This window comes from Streptomyces sp. NPDC028928, assembly GCF_055564915.1.
Window position 1 is genome coordinate 115,098 of the sequence record NZ_JBVHVI010000012.1, and the last position, 20,159, is coordinate 135,256.

Annotated in this window: 20 protein-coding genes and 1 riboswitch; of the genes, 8 read left to right on the forward strand and 12 right to left on the reverse strand. The window is 71.8% G+C overall.

Annotated elements, in window-relative coordinates; translation table 11 throughout:
* The first annotated feature begins 202 nt into the window (after window positions 1-202).
* Window positions 203-326, forward strand: a riboswitch (cobalamin riboswitch).
* Window positions 327-455: 129 nt separating this feature from the next.
* Window positions 456-2,831 carry a ribonucleoside-diphosphate reductase subunit alpha gene (locus ACZ4U1_RS27550; RefSeq protein ID WP_467906845.1) on the forward strand — a complete coding sequence of 792 codons (2,376 nt, stop codon included), beginning with the start codon at window positions 456-458 and terminating at the stop codon, window positions 2,829-2,831.
* Entirely contained in the window at window positions 2,831-3,844 is a 1,014-nt protein-coding gene (locus ACZ4U1_RS27555; RefSeq protein WP_467906846.1) for a ribonucleotide-diphosphate reductase subunit beta, read from the forward strand. The genes ACZ4U1_RS27550 and ACZ4U1_RS27555 overlap by 1 nt, the downstream gene beginning before the upstream one ends.
* A gap of 82 nt (window positions 3,845-3,926) precedes the next feature.
* Here ACZ4U1_RS27555 and ACZ4U1_RS27560 read toward each other — a convergent pair whose 3' ends face one another.
* Window positions 3,927-4,139 carry a hypothetical protein gene (locus tag ACZ4U1_RS27560; RefSeq protein WP_467906847.1) on the reverse strand — a complete coding sequence of 71 codons (213 nt, stop codon included), beginning with the start codon at window positions 4,137-4,139 and terminating at the stop codon, window positions 3,927-3,929.
* A gap of 93 nt (window positions 4,140-4,232) precedes the next feature.
* On the opposite strand from ACZ4U1_RS27560, the gene ACZ4U1_RS27565 reads away from it, so the two are divergent.
* Window positions 4,233-5,195, forward strand: a complete 963-nt coding sequence (locus tag ACZ4U1_RS27565) for a GlxA family transcriptional regulator (RefSeq protein ID WP_467906848.1) — start codon at window positions 4,233-4,235, stop codon at window positions 5,193-5,195.
* 19 nt (window positions 5,196-5,214) lie between these two features.
* On the opposite strand, the gene ACZ4U1_RS27570 is transcribed toward ACZ4U1_RS27565, so the two are convergent.
* The 10 genes from ACZ4U1_RS27570 to ACZ4U1_RS27615 form a co-directional block, all read right to left on the reverse strand.
* Complete coding sequence (locus ACZ4U1_RS27570) at window positions 5,215-6,594, reverse strand: bifunctional albaflavenone monooxygenase/terpene synthase (RefSeq protein ID WP_467906849.1); 1,380 nt, start codon at window positions 6,592-6,594, stop codon at window positions 5,215-5,217.
* On the reverse strand, window positions 6,591-7,676 hold the full coding sequence (gene cyc1, locus ACZ4U1_RS27575; protein ID WP_467906850.1) for an epi-isozizaene synthase: 1,086 nt from the start codon (window positions 7,674-7,676) through the stop codon (window positions 6,591-6,593). Before cyc1 ends, ACZ4U1_RS27570 begins: the two co-directional genes overlap by 4 nt.
* A gap of 291 nt (window positions 7,677-7,967) precedes the next feature.
* Entirely contained in the window at window positions 7,968-8,618 is a 651-nt protein-coding gene (def, locus tag ACZ4U1_RS27580; RefSeq protein ID WP_467906851.1) for a peptide deformylase, read from the reverse strand.
* Between the two features lie 62 nt (window positions 8,619-8,680).
* Complete coding sequence (locus tag ACZ4U1_RS27585) at window positions 8,681-9,661, reverse strand: tetratricopeptide repeat protein (RefSeq protein WP_467906852.1); 981 nt, start codon at window positions 9,659-9,661, stop codon at window positions 8,681-8,683.
* A gap of 99 nt (window positions 9,662-9,760) precedes the next feature.
* Window positions 9,761-11,089: an HD-GYP domain-containing protein gene (locus ACZ4U1_RS27590; RefSeq protein WP_467906853.1), complete on the reverse strand. Its 1,329-nt coding sequence runs from the start codon at window positions 11,087-11,089 to the stop codon at window positions 9,761-9,763.
* A complete protein-coding gene (locus ACZ4U1_RS27595; protein ID WP_467906854.1) occupies window positions 11,086-12,390 on the reverse strand; it encodes an HD-GYP domain-containing protein in 1,305 nt (434 codons plus the stop codon). Before ACZ4U1_RS27595 ends, ACZ4U1_RS27590 begins: the two co-directional genes overlap by 4 nt.
* Before the next feature lie 133 nt (window positions 12,391-12,523).
* Entirely contained in the window at window positions 12,524-12,835 is a 312-nt protein-coding gene (gene rsrA / locus ACZ4U1_RS27600) for a mycothiol system anti-sigma-R factor (RefSeq protein ID WP_059252525.1), read from the reverse strand.
* A complete protein-coding gene (locus ACZ4U1_RS27605; protein ID WP_467906855.1) occupies window positions 12,832-13,527 on the reverse strand; it encodes a sigma-70 family RNA polymerase sigma factor in 696 nt (231 codons plus the stop codon). The genes rsrA and ACZ4U1_RS27605 overlap by 4 nt, the downstream gene beginning before the upstream one ends.
* Before the next feature lie 258 nt (window positions 13,528-13,785).
* The gene (locus ACZ4U1_RS27610) at window positions 13,786-14,412 is read right to left on the reverse strand and encodes an alpha/beta hydrolase family protein (RefSeq protein ID WP_467906856.1); all 627 of its coding nucleotides are present in this window, start codon (window positions 14,410-14,412) and stop codon (window positions 13,786-13,788) included.
* Window position 14,413: 1 nt separating this feature from the next.
* Window positions 14,414-15,229, reverse strand: a complete 816-nt coding sequence (locus ACZ4U1_RS27615) for an SOS response-associated peptidase (protein ID WP_467906857.1) — start codon at window positions 15,227-15,229, stop codon at window positions 14,414-14,416.
* 50 nt (window positions 15,230-15,279) lie between these two features.
* On the opposite strand from ACZ4U1_RS27615, the gene ACZ4U1_RS27620 reads away from it, so the two are divergent.
* From ACZ4U1_RS27620 to ACZ4U1_RS27640, 5 genes are all read left to right on the forward strand, one after another.
* A complete protein-coding gene (locus tag ACZ4U1_RS27620; RefSeq protein WP_467906858.1) occupies window positions 15,280-16,002 on the forward strand; it encodes a M50 family metallopeptidase in 723 nt (240 codons plus the stop codon).
* Between the two features lie 28 nt (window positions 16,003-16,030).
* Complete coding sequence (gene aroA / locus ACZ4U1_RS27625) at window positions 16,031-17,347, forward strand: 3-phosphoshikimate 1-carboxyvinyltransferase (protein WP_467906859.1); 1,317 nt, start codon at window positions 16,031-16,033, stop codon at window positions 17,345-17,347.
* An 11-nt stretch (window positions 17,348-17,358) separates the two neighbouring features.
* On the forward strand, window positions 17,359-18,369 hold the full coding sequence (gene rsgA / locus ACZ4U1_RS27630; RefSeq protein WP_467906860.1) for a ribosome small subunit-dependent GTPase A: 1,011 nt from the start codon (window positions 17,359-17,361) through the stop codon (window positions 18,367-18,369).
* An 84-nt stretch (window positions 18,370-18,453) separates the two neighbouring features.
* Complete coding sequence (locus ACZ4U1_RS27635; protein WP_361697499.1) at window positions 18,454-18,777, forward strand: DMT family transporter; 324 nt, start codon at window positions 18,454-18,456, stop codon at window positions 18,775-18,777.
* Window positions 18,778-18,788: 11 nt separating this feature from the next.
* On the forward strand, window positions 18,789-19,403 hold the full coding sequence (locus ACZ4U1_RS27640) for a hypothetical protein (RefSeq protein ID WP_467906861.1): 615 nt from the start codon (window positions 18,789-18,791) through the stop codon (window positions 19,401-19,403).
* A gap of 8 nt (window positions 19,404-19,411) precedes the next feature.
* Here ACZ4U1_RS27640 and ACZ4U1_RS27645 read toward each other — a convergent pair whose 3' ends face one another.
* Window positions 19,412-20,017: a TetR/AcrR family transcriptional regulator gene (locus ACZ4U1_RS27645; RefSeq protein WP_467906862.1), complete on the reverse strand. Its 606-nt coding sequence runs from the start codon at window positions 20,015-20,017 to the stop codon at window positions 19,412-19,414.
* Window positions 20,018-20,159 lie beyond the last annotated feature (142 nt).

The window sequence follows — 20,159 nt, forward strand, 5'->3', positions numbered from 1 at the left end:
GTCGCGCCACCCCCCACCCCCCCCCCACCCCCCCCCCCCCCCCCCCCCCCCCCCCCCCCCCCCCCCCCCCCCCCCCCCCCCGCTGTCGTGCGCGCCCGCCCCGTACGCCGCGGGCGGCGTCACGCTCCTCGCCGACGAGTTGACCCTCTGAGACCGAACGGCACAACATCTGGGGGTGCCGCGAGAACCCGGCACTAGATGTATGCTCGTGATCGCTGTCGCCGCAGGGGAATCCGGTGTGAGTCCGGAACTGTCCCGCAACGGTGTACCTGCGTGCATCCGCGCGCCTGTTGAGTCCGACGACCTGCCGACAGCGCACACCCGGCCGTCCGGTCCGGGTGGGTTTCTGAACGTCCGGGCCTCGCGGAGTGGGCCGGTGGACGCGACGCCGTGCGCGCTCGTGGCTGCCCCCTGCCCTCCGCCGGGCCCCCGTGCCGAGCGAGGGAGAGCCCCACGTGACCATCGCGCCAGCCGATCCGGCTTCAGTCAGCGAGCTGGAGACCGACGGTCCCGGTGCCGCGCTGCTGCGGACCCTGACCGAGCTGACCGCCGACCTGCCCGACGCCGACCCGGGCCGGGTCGCCGCCGCCGCGCTGCGGGGCCGGTCATCGCGGGCCGACGAGGCGGAGCTGCGTGAGCTGGCCACGGAGGCCGCCGCCGGACTGATCGCCGAGGACCCCGCGTACTCGAAGCTGGCCGCCCGGCTGCTGACCCTCACCATCCGGGACGAGGCCGCCTCGCAGGGCGTGACCTCCTTCACCGAGTCCGTCGCGGTCGGGCACCGTGAGGGTCTCATCGCCGACCGCACCGCCGAGTTCGCACGGCTGCACGCCGAGCGGCTGGACGCGCTGGTCGACCGCACGGCCGACGACCGGTTCGGCTACTTCGGCCTGCGCACCCTCTACAGCCGCTACCTGCTGCGCCACCCCATCACCCGCAAGGTGATCGAGACGCCCCAGCACTTCATGCTGCGCGTGGCGAGCGGCCTCGCCGAGGACGACACGACCCGCTCGGTGGACGAAGTGGCGGCGCTCTACGGCCTGATGAGCCGCCTGGACTACCTGCCCTCCTCCCCCACCCTGTTCAACTCCGGCACGCGGCACCCCCAGATGTCGTCCTGCTACCTGCTGGACTCCCCGCTGGACGAGCTGGACTCCATCTACGACCGCTACCACCAGGTCGCCCGGCTGTCGAAGCACGCCGGCGGCATCGGTCTGTCGTACTCCCGTATCCGCTCGCGGGGTTCGCTGATCCGGGGGACGAACGGGCACTCCAACGGCATCGTGCCGTTCCTGAAGACCCTGGACGCGTCGGTCGCGGCCGTGAACCAGGGCGGGCGGCGCAAGGGCGCGGCCGCGGTCTACCTGGAGACCTGGCACTCCGACATCGAGGAGTTCCTGGAGCTGCGGGACAACACCGGCGAGGACGCCCGCCGTACCCACAACCTGAACCTGGCGCACTGGGTCCCGGACGAGTTCATGCGCCGGGTGAACGCCGACCAGCAGTGGTCGCTGTTCTCCCCCGCCGACGTGCCCGAGCTGGTCGACCTGTGGGGCGAGGAGTTCGACGCCGCCTACCGCAAGGCCGAAGCCGCGGGCCTGGCCAAGAAGACCATCCCCGCACGGGAGTTGTACGGCCGGATGATGCGCACCCTCGCGCAGACCGGCAACGGCTGGATGACCTTCAAGGACGCCGCCAACCGCACCGCCAACCAGACCGCCGAGCCCGGCAACGTCATCCACTCCTCCAACCTCTGCACCGAGATCCTGGAGGTCACCAACGACGGCGAGACCGCCGTCTGCAACCTCGGCTCCATCAACCTCGGCGCCTTCGTCGACACGGCCGGCGGTGACATCGACTGGGAACGGCTGGACGAGACCGTCCGCACCGCCGTCACCTTCCTCGACCGCGTGGTCGACATCAACTTCTACCCCACCGAGCAGGCGGGCCGCTCCAACGCCAAGTGGCGCCCGGTCGGCCTGGGCGCGATGGGCCTGCAGGACGTCTTCTTCAAGCTGCGCCTGCCCTTCGACTCCCCCGAGGCCAAGGCGCTGTCCACCCGGATCGCCGAGCGCATCATGCTCGCCGCCTACGAGGCCTCCGCCGACCTCGCCGAGCGCAACGGCCCCCTGCCCGCCTGGGAGCAGACCCGCACCGCCCGCGGAGTCCTCCACCCCGACCACTACGACGCCGAGCTGACCTGGCCCGAGCGCTGGGAGGCCCTGCGCAGGCGCGTCGCGGAGACGGGCATGCGCAACTCGCTGCTCCTCGCGATCGCGCCGACGGCCACCATCGCGTCCATCGCGGGGGTGTACGAATGCATCGAGCCGCAGGTCTCCAACCTGTTCAAGCGCGAGACCCTGTCGGGTGAGTTCCTCCAGGTCAACTCCTACCTGGTCCAGGACCTCAAGGACCTCGGCGTCTGGGACGCCCGCACCCGCGAGGCCCTGCGCGAGTCGGGCGGCTCCGTCCAGGACTTCCTCTGGATCCCGGAAGACGTCCGCGCCCTGTACCGCACGGCCTGGGAGATCCCCCAGCGCGGCCTGATCGACATGGCCGCCGCCCGCACCCCCTTCCTCGACCAGGCCCAGTCGCTGAACCTGTTCATGGAGACCCCGACCATCGGCAAGCTCTCCTCCATGTACGCCTACGCCTGGAAGTCCGGGCTGAAGACGACGTACTACCTGCGCTCCCGTCCCGCGACGCGCATCGCCCGCGCCGCCCAGGGCCAGGCGCAGGCCGCCAAGCCCATCCCCGTGCAGCAGGCCGTCGACCCCGACGCGATCGCCTGCTCCCTGGAAAACCCCGAGTCCTGCGAGGCCTGCCAGTAATGTCCACCCGTAACGCCAACCTGCTCGACCCGGGCTTCGAACTGACCCTGCGCCCCATGCGCTACCCCGACTTCTACGAGCGCTACCGGGACGCCATCAAGAACACCTGGACCGTGGAGGAGGTCGACCTCCACTCCGACGTCGCCGACCTCGCCAAGCTCACGCCCGAGGAGCAGCACCTCATCGGCCGGCTGGTCGCGTTCTTCGCCACGGGCGACTCGATCGTGGCGAACAACCTGGTGCTGACGCTGTACAAGCACATCAACTCCCCGGAGGCGCGCCTGTACCTGTCGCGCCAGCTCTTCGAGGAGGCCGTCCACGTCCAGTTCTATCTGACCCTGCTGGACACCTACCTGCCCGACCCGGACGACCGCGCCGCCGCCTTCGATGCCGTGGAGAACATCCCCTCCATCCGCGAGAAGGCCGAGTTCTGCTTCAAGTGGATCAACGAGGTCGAGAAGATCGACCGGCTGGAGACCAAGGCCGACCGCCGCCGCTTCCTGCTCAACCTGATCTGCTTCGCGGCGTGCATCGAGGGTCTGTTCTTCTACGGCGCCTTCGCCTACGTCTACTGGTTCCGCAGCCGCGGCCTGCTGCACGGCCTCGCCACCGGCACCAACTGGGTCTTCCGTGACGAGACCATGCACATGAGCTTCGCCTTCGACGTGGTCGACACCGTCCGCAAGGAGGAGCCGGACCTCTTCGACGACCAGCTCCAGCAGCAGGTCACCGACATGCTCCGCGAAGCCGTCGAGGCCGAGCTGCAGTTCGCCCGCGACCTGTGCGGCGACGGCCTGCCCGGGATGAACACCGACTCCATGCGCCAGTACCTGGAGTGCGTCGCCGACCAGCGCCTCACCCGCCTGGGCTTCGCCCCGGTGTACGGCTCGGAGAACCCGTTCTCCTTCATGGAGCTGCAGGGCGTCCAGGAGCTGACCAACTTCTTCGAGCGCCGCCCGTCGGCGTACCAGGTCGCGGTGGAGGGCACCGTCGACCTGGACGAGGACTTCTGACCGGCCAGGAGCGTGTTCGGCGTCGCCCGTCCGCACCGCCTTCGCGGGGGTGCGGTGGCGTGCGGCGCCGTTCGCTTTCCGGTCAGGCGTGACGGGTCACGCCGTGGTGTGCCCTGCGGGGCTTGGTGGTGGTGCCCGTCGGCTCGGTGGGGGTCCGGGCGCGCTCGGCCTCCTTCAGCTGCCGGTCGATGCGCCTGTCGCGCAGGGCACCGAGGGCGGACGGGAGGACCAGGAGGATCAGGATCCCGAGGGTCGCGAGCATTCCGATCAGGCCTTCGATCTGGTTTCCGTTCATGGACACCACTGTCGCGCCGGATGCTCCTTACCGGGAGTGGCAGGACTGCCGTGGACCCTCGAATTACTGCCACCACCGAGGCACACTGGCAGCATGCTGAAGAACGTGGCAGCCGTGCTGCTGGACGGGGTGCACCCCTTCGAGCTGGGTGTCGTGTGCGAGGTGTTCGGCATCGACCGCAGCGATGACGGGCTGCCGGTGTACGACTTCGCCGTGGTGTCGGCGGAGGGGCCCGAGCTGGGCACCCACTGCGGGTTCACCGTGTCCACGCCGTACGGCCTGGAGCGGCTGGAGGAGGCCGACCTGATCGCCGTACCGGCCGGTGAGACCTATGCGGAGCGCGCGTATCCGCCGGAGCTGCTGGCGGCGCTGCGGCGGGCCGCGGACCGGGGCACGCGGGTGCTCAGCGTCTGCTCCGGGGTGTTCGTGCTGGCCGCGGCGGGGCTGCTGGACGGGCGGCGGTGTGCGGTGCACTGGCACCACGCCGAGCAGCTCGCCCGGCGCTACCCCCGGCTCACGGTCGAGCCGGACGTGCTGTACGTGGACGAGGATCCCGTGATCACCTCGGCCGGCACCGCCGCCGGGATCGACGCCTGTCTGCATCTCGTGCGCAAGGAGCAGGGCCCGGAGGTGGCCAACAAGATCGCCCGCCGGATGGTGGTGCCGCCGCACCGGGACGGCGGGCAGGCGCAGTTCATCGAGCGCCCCCTGCCGAAGGCACCCTGCGACACGGTCGGGGAGGTGCTGGCGTGGATGGAGGCCCATCTCGACCAGGAGGTCACGGTCGAACAGCTCGCCGCCCGCGCCCATATGGCGCCGCGCACCTTCGCCCGGCGCTTCCAGCAGGAGACGGGGACCACGCCCTACCGGTGGATTCTGCGGCAACGGGTGCTGCTGGCACAGGAGTTGCTGGAAGGAACGGACGAGACCATGGACGCCGTCGCCTGGCGTACCGGGTTCGGTACGGCCGCCGCGCTGCGCCACCAGTTCGTCCGGGCGCTCGGGACCACCCCGAACGCCTACCGGGGCGCGTTCCGGGGCCCGCAGGCCGCCTGAGCGCGCGCCGGTACCAGGCCTACCAGGGCGTCGCCCGCAGCAGCAGACGGTGCGGGCGGAGCGTGATGCCCACACGGGTGGTGTCGTCGGACCCGCTGACCTGCTCGAAGCGGTACTTCGCCGAGATCGCCGCGGTGATCAGGCTCAGCTGGGTCATGGAGAAGTGGTCGCTGGGGCACTTGCGGTTGCCCACGCTGAAGGGGCTCATGGCGTACTTCGGTACGTCCTTGGCCCGTTCGGGCAGCCAGCGGCCGGGGTCGAAGTCGAGGTGGCGGGCGTAGGAGCGGCCGTCGCGCTGGATCGCGTACGGGCTGTAGACGAGGTCCGCCCCGGCCGGAATGCGATACCCGCCGAGTGCGGTGTCGGTCACCGCGCGGCGCGTCAATATCCATACGGCGGGCCTGAGCCGCATGGCCTCGACGACCACATTGTTGGTGTGCGTGAGTGAGCGGACATGCTCGAATCCGACGGGTCGGCCGCCGGTCACGGATTCGACCTCGGTCCGTACCTTCTCGGCGTGTTCCGGGTGTTCGGCGAGGACCTGTAGCAGCCACATGATCGTGGACGCCACTGTTTCGCTGCCGGGGGTGAGTATCGCGACGACCTGGTCGTGGATCTCCTGTTCCCCGATGGGGTCGCCATTGTCGTCCTTCGCCTCCAGCAATGCCGTCAGCAAATCGTCCGGCTTTTGACCAGATGCCCTCCGCTCGGCGACGATCTCGTCCACCAGCAGATGCAAATCGGCCAGCGCCCGGTTGAATTCGCGGTTGGCCGGAAACGGCAGCCGGTAGAGCGGCCCGAGCGGGATGACCATCCTCCGGTACATGCCGCGGAAGACGGTGGCGAGATCGATGCTGAGCCGTTCCGCGCGCTCGTCCATGTACTCGCCGCGCAGCAGACAGCGGGCGGCGATGCGGACGGCGACGCGGAAGGACTCGGAGGTGCAGTCGATGGTCTCGCCGGGTTTCCAGCGATCGGTCAGCGCGTGCGCCTCCTCCTCCATGACCGGCCCGTAGCTGGGTATCGCGTCGAGCCGGAACGCGGGCTGGATGGTGCGCCGCTGCCGGCGGTGCCGGGGGCCGTTCGCGGTGGCCACGCCCTCCTTGCCGAGCAGGCCTTCGAGGGACTCCCACAGCGGGCCGTCGATCTTGAAGTCGGGGCTCAGGGCCAGGGCTCCGGTGAGTTCCGGTGTGGTGACGGCGTACACCGTCTTGGGGCCGAGCTTCAGGCGTACGACGTCGCCGTGCTCGCGCAGCCCGGACATGAAGGCCAGCGGGTCGCGGACCAGCTTCAGGCCGTGGCCGAGGACCGGTACGGCGCCTCCGGCCAGGGGCGGTTCGCTCAGTGCGGGCGTCCCGGAGATCCCGTGGGTCTCGGGCTTCACCGACTCGACGGTCATTTCTCACCTGCCGCTTCGTTCGTGACGTACGGGGGCGTGGACCGGTCGTCCCAGTTGTCGACCATGTACCGGCCGGACTCGTGGTGGAACCAGTAGACGGAGCTGAACCAGTTGCGCATATTTCCGACGCAGGAGCGGACGGCGGCGCTCAGTTCCTTGCCGCCGACCGTTCCGTCGTCGAGTTCGCGGGCGAACACCAGGGCCCTCTCCTCGGCTTCGAGGAATTCGCTGATGCATTCCTCGACGCGCCGCCTGACTTCGTCCACCGCTTCTTCGAGGGTCAGCCCCGCATGGGTGATGAGGCTGATTCCGAGATTGTGCACCTCGTCGCCCGCGATTTCCTTCGGCAGCGAGCAGAGGTCGTTGTACCAGGCGGCGAATTCCTGGCTGAGCAGGGCTGCCCGGCGGTAGGCCGGGTTTTTCCGCACCGCGTCCGGGAGTTCACACCCGGCACTGGGTTCCAGCAGGTCCGTCCATATCCAGTGCGCGAAGGTGAGGCGGCGCAGGGCGAGATACTCCTCGACGCCGGGTATGTATCCCTCGGCGCGGTTGCGGAATTCACGGTCATAGGCCTCGATGACCGCGTGGAAGTGCCGGGCGAACCGCTGGTTCCAGGTGGACGGCAGGAAGCCGTACAGCCGCAGCACGCTGTCCGCGAAGCCCGCCACGACCGGGTCGGGGTGGTGCAGGTGGTGCCTGGGTGCGTCGAGAGCCGTGTGCAGCCGGTACCGCAGCCGCCGCCAGTCGCCCGCCCGGCCGTGCACGATGTCACGGTCGTGGCGGTCGTCCCAGACGAAGAACCAGGCGCTGTAGTCGGCTATGGCCTGCAGGACCTCCTCGGGGGCTCCGGTGTAGTAGCCCGCCATGAGGTCGGTGTAGCACAGTCCATCGGCATATTCCTGCACCTTGGCCGCCGGCATGAGCCGTTTATCCAGGAGCCAGAGCCGTGTCTTCTCCTGGAGTCTCGGCCAATACGGATGCAGTTGCCGGGGAAAGGCGGACTCGATCACCGGGAGTGCCAGTGAGGGTGGGACTACGACCGCCGTCGGTGTCGCTGTGGTGCTGTGTGGGAAAGCTTGCACGAACAAACCCCTCTCAGCCGCCAGGAGCGCACACCCCGCCTGTTGTGCCGGGCGTGCGCCGTTGCGTATCCCGCACTTCCATTCAGCACCACAACTGACCGCCGTGGGAACGGATTTGCTTCACTCACTACCCCAAGGTGCTGAGAATCCCCCCTTGTGTGACTGATTAAGGATCATTAGGAGCACGGAAGGGATCGGTTGTACGACGCACGCGCGAACGAACAGCGACGACGCGAAGGCGCCCCGGCCAGGAAGGATCCCGGCCGGGGCGCCCCGAGTACGCGGTGCTGCTCAGTCGTTGGCGACCACGGGGTAGCGTGGCTCGTTCTCGGCCATCTGCCGCAGCGCGTCCTTGCGGTCCCGCTTCGACAGCCGGTCGATGTACAGGTAGCCGTAGAGGTGGTCGGTCTCGTGCTGCAAACAGCGCGCGAAGTAGCCGGTGCCGCGGACCTTGATCGGGTTGCCCCGCTCGTCCTGGCCGGTCACCTCGGCGTAGTCGGGACGCGCGAGCGGCGCGTACGCCGTGGGGACGGACAGGCAGCCCTCGTTGCTGTCGTCCAGCCGACGCCGCTCGGCGGGCAGCTCGACCAGCTTCGGGTTGCACACCACGCCGACGTGCCGGACGCCCTCGTCGTCCGGGCAGTCGTAGACGAAGACCTTCAGGTCGACACCGATCTGGTTGGCGGCCAGGCCCACGCCCTCGGCGGTGCGCTGGCTGGCGAACATGTCGGCGACCAGCTGCTGCAGCTCCTCGCCGAACTCGGTGACGTCCTTGCACTCCTTGTGCAGCACGGGATTGCCGACGACCGTGATCGGCCGCGAGGTGCCGCGCTCACGCCAGGCCCTCTCGCGCTCCTCGCAGTCCTCCGTGTCGACGACGTAGCCCTCGTCGTCGACGGGGAGCACGCCCGCGTGCTGCTGATCGGTGTCCTGCTGCGCCATGACCGACGTACGCCTTCCTCGGAAAAACAGGGGGTGATGCTGATACAGGGTACGGCGACCGGTCAGCAGACCTCTTCCAGATCCCGCCAGTCACGCGAGTCCGGGCTGTCCGCGACCCACCCCTCCAGAAGCCCCCGGACCAGCGAAGCCGGCGCGGCGACCCCGCACTCCCGCTCCGGCACCCACAGCTGCCCGTCCGTCCGGTGTCCCAGCGGCCCGGGGTGTCCCGGCTCGCTGTGGTCGTGCGGGTCGAGGTGCACGCCCTCGCCCTCGTCGGACGGCATACGGGACTCGCTGCACATCCGGCACAGCAGCCGCACCGAGGACGACCAGTCCTCCGCGGCGAACCCCGCGTCCGCGGCCAGCTGCTCCAGCGCGTCCCGGTCCGCCTCGGTGGCCGCCTCGAGCAGGACCACCCAGGTGGGGACGGGCGACGGCGCCCACAGCTCGATCTCGTCGAAGACCGGGTAGGAGTGCCCGGTGGACGTGGTGCGCTCACCGTGCGGGACGCCGTCGTGCAGCACGACCTCGCCCCAGCGTCGCCCGGACGAGGGAAGCGGGATGGACAGCACCTCCAGCCGGGCGGGGTCCAGCCTGCGGCCCCAGACCACCTCGGCCTCGCCCTCCGGGGAGAGTCGTACGGCCGCGCTGCCCAGCTCCATGCCGACCGGCTCCGCGGCGGCCGCGGCGCCCCCGGGCACCTTCAGCCCGTACGCCTGCCAGGCGCGGCGGGCCAGCGGCCAGTCCTGCAGGGCGGTCGCGGCGATGCCCACGTTCCACCAGTCGGGCGCCCCGGTCTCCCGGTCCAGCAGGGCCACCGCGCGCAGGCCGGCCGCGCGGGCCTGCTCCCAGTCGTGCCGGAACTTGTGCAGCAGCGCGAGGTTGAACCAGGACTCCGACAGCCAGGGTTCCAGATCGGCGGCGCGTGTCAGCAGCTCGCCCGCGTCCTCGTACCGGCCGTCGCCGATGAGCGTGAACGCGCGGTCGGTGGCCTGCCGCCAGGAGGCGGAGGGCCGGTGCCGTCCCTTGCCGAAGATCCTCACGATTCCCGCCTGCCAGTTCCATTTCCCGCTGTGGGCTGGCTTGTGCCCCCGGACACCCTCTCCCTCGCATCCAACCACGTGCGGCGGGAAAGGCGCTCATTACCCATGGGTTACCCAGCCGGGCACGGGGTCAGACAGTCCCGTTCGTCTCACCGGCGCGGGCTCTCGGCTGCCCGGGGGACGGGCCAGCACCCGGGCGAGCGACTCCACGACCTCGGGGGCGTAGGTCCCGGCGGTGCCGAGCCGCAGCTCCTCCAGCGCGCGCAGCGGACCTTCGGGGCCGGCGTCCCGGGTCTTCTCCTCGTAGGCGTTCACGGCGCGCACGATCCGGGCGGCGAGCGGCTGCTCCGGGTAGGGGTCGGCCTGCCGCTCCACGACGACGGCGACGGCGGGGTCGACGCCGGTCTGCCGGACGACGGCCCCGCCGAGCAGGGCGATGCGCCGCTGCTCCGCGGCGGGCAGGGCGGCGGTGGCGCCGCCCGGGACCGGGTCGACCAGGCTGAGCTGGCCGATGTCGTGCATCAGGGCCGCGTACTCCAGGACGGTCAGTTCGGGGCCGGTCAGGCCGAGGTCCCGGCCGACGGCCTGGCTGAGCGCGGCGACGCGGTGGGCGTGCCCGGCGGGGGTGCAGCCGGCGATCTCGGTGGCGCGGGCGAGGGAGGCGATGGTCTGCCGGTAGGTGGAGCGGACGGCCGCGTACCGGCGCAGGGACAGCTGGACGAGCAGCATGGGCAGGCAGAACACGGGCAGTGCCCACAGGCCGACGACGGCGACCGCGAGGGCCATCACCGCGCCGGTCGCGCAGACGGCGGAGCCGATGCCGAGCAGCCCGCGCAGCTCCTCGCGCAGCAGCGGGCCGAACGGCCAGCGGGTACGGCAGTGGGCGAGCGCGGCGGCCAGCACGGCGCCGCACAGGGAGGTGAGGGCGAGCAGGGTGAGCAGCAGCAGGGCGTAGGCGGGGCCGCTCCAGGGGGTGAAGACGCCCCGGTTGTAGAGGGGTTGGAAGCAGACGGCGGCGAAGCCGACGGTGAGGAGGCGGCGGGCCAGGTGGTCGGCGGTGGGGCCGGAGCCGGACCAGATGTGCGGGACGGCGCCGAGCACGGTGGCGACGAGGACGACGGTGACGACCTGGGCGGCGTCGTGCTGGCTGGGCCGGCCGGCGTCGGCGCCCAGCAGGGCGTACGCCAGGGAGCAGGCGGCGCCGAGGGGCGCGGCCTGCCGCCGTCCGTGGGCGTCGCTCCACCGGGTCAGCTCGCCCACGGTGATGAGCACGCCGAAGGCGAGCGCGACGCCCCGGTCGTGCAGGCCGGTCCACAGGGTGACGGCGAGGGAGCCGGCCGCGACGAGGGCGGCGGCGCCGTGGATGAGCCGCAGGGTGGTCAGCGGAGCGCCCCGGTGCCGGCGGCCCGCGGCGCGGGCGGGCTTCATCGGGACGCTCCGGTGCCGGCGGCCCGCGGCGCGGGCGGGCTGTCGTGGGCCGGTTCGTCGGCGGTGACCGCCGGATGCCAGCCGGAGCGGCGCAGGGCGCGTACGAGGGCGCCGACCATGCGGGGGTCGAAGTGGGCGCCGGCGCAGCGCTCCAGCTCGGCGACGGCGGCCTCGACCGGGCGGGCCCGGCTGTAGCAGCGGGTGGAGGTCATGGCGTCGAAGGCGTCCGCGACGGCGACGATCCGGGCGCACTCGGGGATCCGGTCGCCGCTCAGGCCGTACGGGTAGCCGCTGCCGTCGAGCCGCTCGTGGTGGTGGAGGATGGCCGCGCGGGCCTCGCCGAGGAAGGAGATGCCGCGGACCATCTCGTGGCCGTACTCGGGGTGCAGCTCGATGATCCGCCGCTCCTCGGGGGTGAGCGGGCCGTTCTTGCGCAGCAGCCGGGTGGGTACGCCGAGTTTGCCGACGTCGTGCAGGATGCCGGCGAAGCGCAGCACCTCCACCCGCTCGTCGTCCATGCCGAGTTCGCGGGCGATCAGCACGGAGGCCTGTCCGACGCGTTCGCTGTGGCCGCGGGTGTAGCCGTCCTTGATGTCGACGGCCTGCACGAGGGCGCGGATGGTGGCCTGGTGGGCGGCGCGTTCGCGGTGGTACTGGGCGAACACCCACCAGGAGACGCACATCGGCAGCAGCACGAGCAGTGCGGCGACCGGGCCGTACGGGCTGCGCCACAGCACGGCCATCATCAGGCCGACGAGTCCGTGGACGGCGACGGGCGCGAGGGAGCGGGCCAGCAGCCCGCGCCAGGCCCGCCGCAGCGGCACCAGCCCGGTCGCCGCGCGCATCCCGCCGTCGAGCGCGGTGAGCACCAGGCAGAAGGCGAGCACGGCCGCGCCGGCGGGCAGCAGGGTGCACGGGAAGTCGGAGCCGGCGACGGTGTCCCGGCCGCCGAGTCCCTCGTGCACCCGGGCGGCGGCCCACACGGCGAGCGCGGGCTGTGCGGCCCGCCAGACGCGCCGGAGCAGCGCGGGCCGGTGCTCGACCGGCGACAGCAGGGCGGCGGGCACCGCGACGAGCGCGGCGGCCGGCGGGGGCAGCAGGAACGCGCCGGCGAGCAGGACCGGGTAGAAGGGGCCGCCGAAGCGACGGCGTACGACGTGCTCGCAGGCCGCGTAGAGCACGGCGAGCAGGCCCAGCGCCCACCAGGGGGTGTGCGTCGCCGGCAGCGGCAGCACGCAGAGGGCGGCCAGCAGGGCGACGCCGGTCACATAGCCGCGTGCCCTCGCCGGTACCGCGTCCATCACGCCCCTCCCCGACCTCCCCGACCGTGCCCGTCCAGGCTCGGAGCGTAGGACGGGGATCGGCGGGTGCGGGGCCTATGACCTGAGGATTAGCACGTTCGGGTGATGCGGCTTTTCCGTGGTCCCGGGCGGGTCAGGACTCCTGCGGTGCCGCCGGGGCCTTGGTCACGTCGTGCTCGGGCACGGTCTGCCCGGAACGGATCAGCTCGATCCGTCCCATGACCTTGGCCCGCAGGTCGGCGGGCACGTCGTCATGCCCGCAGCATCGCTTCACCAGCTTCTTCACGGCCTGCTCCAGGCCGTACTTCTCCAGGCACGGCGAGCATTCCTCGAAGTGGTGCTGGAACTTGTCGCGGTCGACGTCCGGCATCTCGCTGTCGAGGAACTCGTACAGATGGTCGAGGACCTCACTGCAGTCCGTCTCGTGCGGCTCTCCGCAGCTCATGAGCCCGAGCCTTTCGCTTCGTTCGACTCTCCGGCGCCGGCCGGGACCAGGCCTCGCTCACGGGCGTAGTCCTCCAGCATGCCGCGCAGTTGACGGCGGCCCCGGTGCAGCCGGGACATCACCGTACCGATGGGTGTCCCCATGATGTCCGCGATCTCCTTGTAGGCAAAGCCCTCTACGTCCGCGAGGTAGACGGCGATGCGGAACTCCTCGGGGATCGCCTGGAGGGCTTCCTTCACGTCCGAGTCGGGCAGGTGGTCGAGCGCCTGCGACTCGGCGGAGCGCAGACCGGTCGACATGTGCGACTCGGCGCGGGCGAGCTGCCAGTCCTCGATCTCCTCCGCGGCGGAGCGCTGCGGCTCGCGCTGCTTCTTGCGGTAGGAGTTGATGAAGGTGTTGGTGAGGATGCGGTACAGCCACGCCTTGAGGTTGGTGCCCTCGCGGAACTGGTGGAAGGACGCGTACGCCTTGGCGTACGTCTCCTGCACCAGGTCCTCGGCGTCGGCCGGGTTGCGCGTCATGCGCAGCGCCGCCGAGTACATCTGGTCGAGGAATTCGAGCGCGCCCCGCTCGAAGCGCGCGCTGCGCTCCGCGGTCGTCTCATCGGACGCGTCCGCGCTGGCGCCCTGGCCCTCGGGCAGCTCCGCCTGGCCGTTGTCGGTCCCTGCGTCGGTCCCAGTGACCGGACCCACCTCCTCAAGATCCCGGGCGGGACCGAAACCGGTCCCACTCGATTCGGAGGATAGAACACGACCCGTGCCTGCCGCCGCTCGAATAGGAGCGGTCTTGGCCGCGTGCAGCACCGACCAGTCCAGGTCAGTGCGGCGCTCACGGCTCGGGCAGATGGTCGAACCCATGCGGCGGACTTCCTCTCCTACACGACGTCGGTGCCGAGGCCTCAGCACTTCTGTCCGGCTCAACAGAGGTCCGCCCCGCGGCATTCCCGGGGGTCACCCGAGTGACGCGATCCACTCCACGACACCGTCGGTGATGATCTCCAGTGCTCGCTCCCCGGTGATCTCCGCTCGCTTGGGGATCGCGAACCCGTGATCCCCGTACGGCACCTCGATCAGCCGGAAGCCGCCGTCGGGGAACTCCTCCGGTTTGCCGAAGGGGTCGTTGCCTCCCTGCACGACCAGCGTCGGCACCCCGGCGGCCAGCAGTTCTTCGGCGCGTGACTTCTCCGGCTTGCCCGGCGGGTGGAGCGGGAAGCTCAGCGCGAGCACGGCGTGCGCGCCCAGCTCGGCCGCCGTACGGCAGGCGACCCGGGCCCCGGCGCTGCGGCCGCCGGAGATCACCGGCAGCTCCATCCCGGACAGCGCGGGCCACACGCCCCGCCAGCCGGTGTCCAGGGTCTTCGGTGCGGGGGCCACCTTCTTCCCGGCGACGCGCCAGGGCTGCTCCACGAGGGCCACGGTCACGCCGTGCTCCGGGAGCACCCGGGCGAGCGCCTGGAGGTCCCGTGCCTCGATGCCGCCGCCCGCGCCGTGACTCACGGCAAGCACCAGCCGCCCCTGCTTCGCCCTGTGCCACGTGATGCGCGCGGTCCCGGCGTCGGTCTCGACAATCTCGATCACGCTAGAAGAGTGTGCCCTCTTCCGGCGCCTCCAGCTCCTTCAGCAGCTCCGGGCCGTTGTTGCGGACGTTGCTGACGGCGGTGGTGACGGGGTAGGCGCGCATGAGGCCGGCCGGGGGCGGGGTGAGCAGCTCGCGTAGGTCGTCGGGGTCGGTGCGGGAGGGGTCGAGCCAGGCGTCCCAGCGGTCCGGGGTGAGCATCAGCGGCATCCGGGGGTGGATCTCGGCGAGGGAGTGCGGGCCCTCGGCGGGGGCGACGGCCAGCGGGGTCCGCTCCGCCTCGGTGGTGATCACCGAGCAGGTGACCCACCAGGCCCGGGGGTGGTCGTCGGGCAGGGTCCGGTCGCGCCAGAACTCGTACAGGCCGGCCATCGCGAACACCGAGCCGTCGGCGGGCAGCACGAAGTACGGCTGCTTGCGCGGCCGCTTCTTCTTCCCCTCCACCTCCAGCTCGCGCTCCTGCTTGCCGGTGACCCACTCGTAGTAGCCGTCGGCGGGCACGATGCAGCGGCGGGCGGCGAAGGCGCGCCGGAAGGCGGGCTTCTCGTGCACGGTCTCCGCGCGGGCGTTGATCATCCGGGCGCCGCCCTCGGGGGTCTTGGCCCAGGACGGGACCAGGCCCCACCTGAGCGTGCGCAGCTGGCGAACCGGACGCGGGGAGTCCGCGTCTTTCAGGGGACGGTCGAGGACGGCGTAGACCTCCTTGGTGGGAGCCACGTTGTAGTCCGGCTCCAAGGTCTCCTCCGGTTCCCACTTCTCGATCTCAAAGATTCCCGCGAGATCCTCGGGCCTACGACTCGATGCATACCGTCCGCACATACGTGCCACACTGCCAGATTCCGCACAGCGTAAGGGAGCCACTCGGACACATGGACAGCCTCGCCGCCACCGCGCTGCCCGACCTCTGGGACCGGCTCACCGGGACCCAGCCCGATCCCGATCTGTGGGTGGTGCTGGCCACCCTGGGGGCGGCGCTCGCCGTGGTCGTCCCGCACCCGGTGTGGCGGATATCCCGCAACGCGGTCACCATCGCGCACGAGGGCGGCCACGGCCTGATCGCCCTGCTCACCGGCCGGCAGCTCACCGGCATCCGGCTGCACTCCGACACCAGCGGGCTCACCGTGAGCCGGGGCAAGCCGTACGGGGTGGGCATGATCCTGACGGCCGCCGCGGGGTACACCGCCCCCTCGCTGCTGGGCCTCGGCGGGGCCGCGCTGCTGGCCGCCGGGCGGATCACCCTGCTGCTGTGGGCGGCCACCGCCCTGCTGGTGGCGATGCTGGTGATGATCCGCAACGCGTACGGCGTCCTGACCGTGGTCCTCGCGGGCGGGGCGTTCCTGCTGGTGTCCTGGCTGGCGGGGCCGCAGGTGCAGGCGGCGTTCGCGTACGCGGTGGTGTGGTTCCTGCTGTTCGGCGGGGTACGGCCGCCGTTCGAGCTGCAGGCCAAGCGGTCGAGGGGAGGCGCGGGCGACTCGGACGCGGACCAGCTGTCCCGGCTGACGCACGTACCGGCCGGCCTGTGGCTGTTCCTGTTCCACGCGGTGTCGCTGTGCTCGCTGATCGGCGGGGGCCGCTGGCTGCTGGAGGGTTGACACCGGGCCCTCCTTATAAAGTGGCCTCATGGCCCCGAACACCGCCTCTCCCGCCCTCTGGCCCGCCCCGCACGCGAGCGGAGCCGTCGACGCGACGGTCCACGTGCCGGGGTCCAAGTCGGTCACCAACCGCGCCCTGGTCCTGGCCGCCCTTGCCTCCGAGCCCGGCTGGCTGCGCCGCCCGCTGCGGTCCCGGGACACCCTGCTGATGGCCGGGGCCCTGCGGGCCATGGGCGTCGAGATCGAGGAGGGGGTGGGCCCCGACGGCACCGGCGAGGCCTGGCGGGTGCTGCCCACGGGCCTGCGCGGCCCGGCCACGGTCGACGTCGGCAACGCGGGCACGGTGATGCGCTTCCTGCCGCCGGTGGCCGCGCTGGCCGACGGCCCGATCCGGTTCGACGGTGACCCGCGGTCGTACGAGCGTCCCCTCCACGGTGTGATCGACGCGCTGCGCGCGCTCGGCGCCCGGATCGACGACGACGGCCGGGGCGCGCTGCCGCTGACCGTGCACGGCGGCGGGGCCCTGGACGGCGGCCCGGTGTCGGTCGACGCCTCCTCGTCCTCCCAGTTCGTCTCGGCGCTGCTGCTGTCCGGCCCCCGCTTCAACCAGGGCGTCGAGGTCCGCCACACCGGCGCGAACCTGCCCTCTCTGCCGCACATCCGGATGACGGTGGACATGCTGCGCGCGGTCGGCGCCCAGGTGGACACCCCGGAGTCGGGCGGTGAGCCGAACGTGTGGCGGGTGACGCCGGGCGCGCTGCTCGGCCGGGACCTGACGATCGAGCCGGACCTGTCCAACGCGCAGCCGTTCCTGGCGGCGGCCCTGGTCACCGGCGGCAAGGTGCTGATCCCGGACTGGCCGGCCCGCACCACCCAGCCGGGTGACCGGCTGCGGGAGATCTTCACCGAGATGGGCGGTTCCTGCGAACTCACCGACTACGGGCTGGAGTTCACCGGTTCGGGTGCGATCCACGGCATCGATGTGGACCTGGGTGACGTGGGCGAGCTGACCCCGGGCATCGCGGCGGTCGCCGCGCTCGCGGACTCCCCGTCGACCCTGCGGGGCGTGGCCCATCTGCGGCTGCACGAGACGGACCGGCTGGCCGCGCTCACCAAGGAGATCAACGAGCTGGGCGGCGACGTCACGGAGACGGCCGACGGCCTGCACATCCGCCCGCGCCCGCTGCACGGCGGGACCTTCCACACCTACGAGGACCACCGCATGGCGACCGCCGGCGCGGTCATCGGCCTGGCGGTCGACGGCGTGCGCATCGAAAACGTGGCGACGACGGCGAAGACCCTGCCGGACTTCCCCGAGCTGTGGACCGGGATGCTCGGGCAGTAGGGACGTACGTCATGCGCCGTTACGGCAAGCACACCGACGAGGACGACATCCGCAGCCGTCCCAACCGCAAGGGCAACCGGCCGCGGACGAACATCCGGCCCAAGCACGAGGACGCGGCCGAGGGGATGGTCCTCACCGTCGACCGGGGGCGGCTGACCTGCCTGGTCGAGGACCGGGTCGTGATGGCGATGAAGGCCCGGGAGCTGGGCCGCAAGGCGGCCGTGGTCGGTGACCGGGTGGCCCTGGTCGGCGACATGTCCGGCAAGAAGGACACGCTCGCGCGGATCGTCCGCATCGAGGAGCGCACCTCGGTGCTGCGGCGCACGGCCGACGACGACGATCCGTACGAGCGGGTGGTCGTGGCGAACGCGGACCAGTTGGCGATCGTCACGGCCCTGGCCGACCCGGAGCCCCGCCCCCGGCTGATCGACCGCTGCCTGGTCGCCGCCTTCGACGGCGGCCTGGAGCCGCTGCTGGTCATGACCAAGTCGGACCTCGCCCCGCCGGACAAACTGCTGGAGCTGTACGGCGCCCTGGACATCCCGTACGTCGTCACCAGCCGCGAGGAGCTGGAGAACGGGGACGCGGCGGACCTGGTGCGGGAACACCTGGACGGCAAGATCACCGCGTTCGTGGGCCACTCGGGCGTCGGCAAGACGACCCTGGTCAACGCGCTGGTGCCGGAGGAGCGCCGGCGGACGACGGGCCTGGTGAACGCGGTGACGGGCCGCGGCCGGCACACCACGACCTCCGCCCTCGCCCTGCCGTTGACCGGCGCCGAGGGCTGGGTCGTCGACACCCCGGGGGTCCGCTCCTTCGGTCTGGCCCACATCGACCCGTCCCGGGTGATCCACGCCTTCCCGGACCTCGAGCCGGGCACCGAGGGCTGTCCGCGCGCGTGCAGCCACGACGAGAAGGACTGCGCGCTGGACGCGTGGGTCGAGGAGGGTCACGCGGACCCGGCGCGGCTGTACTCGCTGCGCCGGCTGCTGGCCACCCGGGAGCGCAGGGAAGGCGACTGAGCCTGGAGTTGTTTGCCGTGGCGTGAGTCCGGTAAGTGCATAATCGCACCGAGCCGGAGATCCGGATCAACGGGAGGAACGCACATGGCGTGGCTGCTGGTCATAGTGGCCGGGATTCTGGAGACCGGCTTCGCCGTGTGCCTGAAGCTCTCGCACGGGTTCACCCGCCTCTGGCCGACGATCGCCTTCGCGACGTTCGCCCTGGGCAGCTTCGGTCTGCTGACCCTCTCCCTGAAGAAGCTGGACGTCGGCCCCGCCTACGCCGTCTGGACCGGCATCGGCGCGGCGGGCACCGCGATCTACGGCATGGTCTTCCTCGGCGACCTGGTCTCCACCCTGAAGATCGTCTCGATCAGCCTGGTCATCATCGGGGTCATCGGGCTTCAGCTGTCGGGGTCGGCGCACTAGGGGGCGGGGACATGGGGGCCACGGGGGACGCGGGTCCGTCCCGGCACCACGACACGGGCCGCTGGCTGCTCCAGTACACCGGCCGGGTGCTGGTGGTCTGCCCGGACTGCGGCGGCCGCGCGCTGGTCGCTCCCCGGCCGGATCTGCCCCCGCCGCCGTCCTTCGGCGAGCTGCTGGTCCTGCCCCGCCGGCTGACCTGCGCGGGCTGCGGTGCGATCGCCCGCTGGACCGCGGACCTGCGCGGCCGGGGACTGGTCGGGGCCCGGCCGGGCGGCACCGAGGACCCCTTCTTCCGGCGGCCCCTGTGGCTCCAGACCCGGTGCCTCGGCCGTGTGCTGTGGGCCTACAACGAGGAGCACCTCGAAGCACTGGCCGCCTACGTCGGTGCCGGGCTGCGCGAGCGCTCCGCCGCGCGTCCGACGATGGCGATGTTCGCGCGGCTGCCCCGCTGGATGAAGGAGTCCGGCCACCGCGCCGAGGTGCTGGCCGGCCTGGACCGGCTGCGGGACCTGGCCCGGCGTTCCGCGCCCGCCGACCGCTCCGACGCCGCGCACGAACGCGGGGACCGTCCCCGGCACTACGGGGCCCTGTACTTCCGGGGCGGCCCGTACGAGGACGGTGTCTGAGGCTCGCCTCACACCAGGTGCCGCGGCAGCACCGCCCGCACCAGTTCCTCCATCCCGCCCTCGCCGGGCGGGGCCGCCACGCAGGACAGGGCGAGGCGGACGACCAGTTCGCAGGAGCGGAGCAGTTCGGCGGTGTCGGCCGGGTCGGCGCCGGGGCCGGCCAGCGCGCTCGCCGTGCGGTCCCGGACGATCCGCACGAAGTCGCGGGGCGCCGGCAGCGGCCCGTCCGCCCGGCGCTGCGCCGGCACGGCGGTGGTGGAGGGTACGGCGGTGAGCGGCGGGCGCGGCAGCCACTCGGTCCAGCAGCCGGTGAGCATGGCCCGCACCAGCGCGTTCTCCCGGGCCGCGGCGGCCGTCCACTCGGCGGTGGCGGTCAGCCGGTCCCGTACCTCCGCGGAGCCGGCGAGGGCCCGCTCGACACCGGCGAGGTATGCGTCGGCCTCCCGCCGCACCAGCGCCCTGGCCAGGCCGTCCTTGCTGCCGAACTCGTTGTACAGGGTCTGCCGGGACACCCCCGCCTGCGCGGCCACGTCGACCATCCGCACCGCGGACCAGGGCCGGCGCGCGAGCGCCCGGTAGGCGGCGTCCAACAGCGATTCCCGGGCAGCAGGCATCCGCGCCTCCCTGGGCCACAGCGACTCTGCGCCCAGATTTGACGCGCTTGTATGCACTGTCAAGGGTTCGCGCCAGTCGTACGTGCTCGTACACGGCTGCGGCAGTCGTGCCGCGCCGCCCCCTGTGGCCCCGTGCCGACCA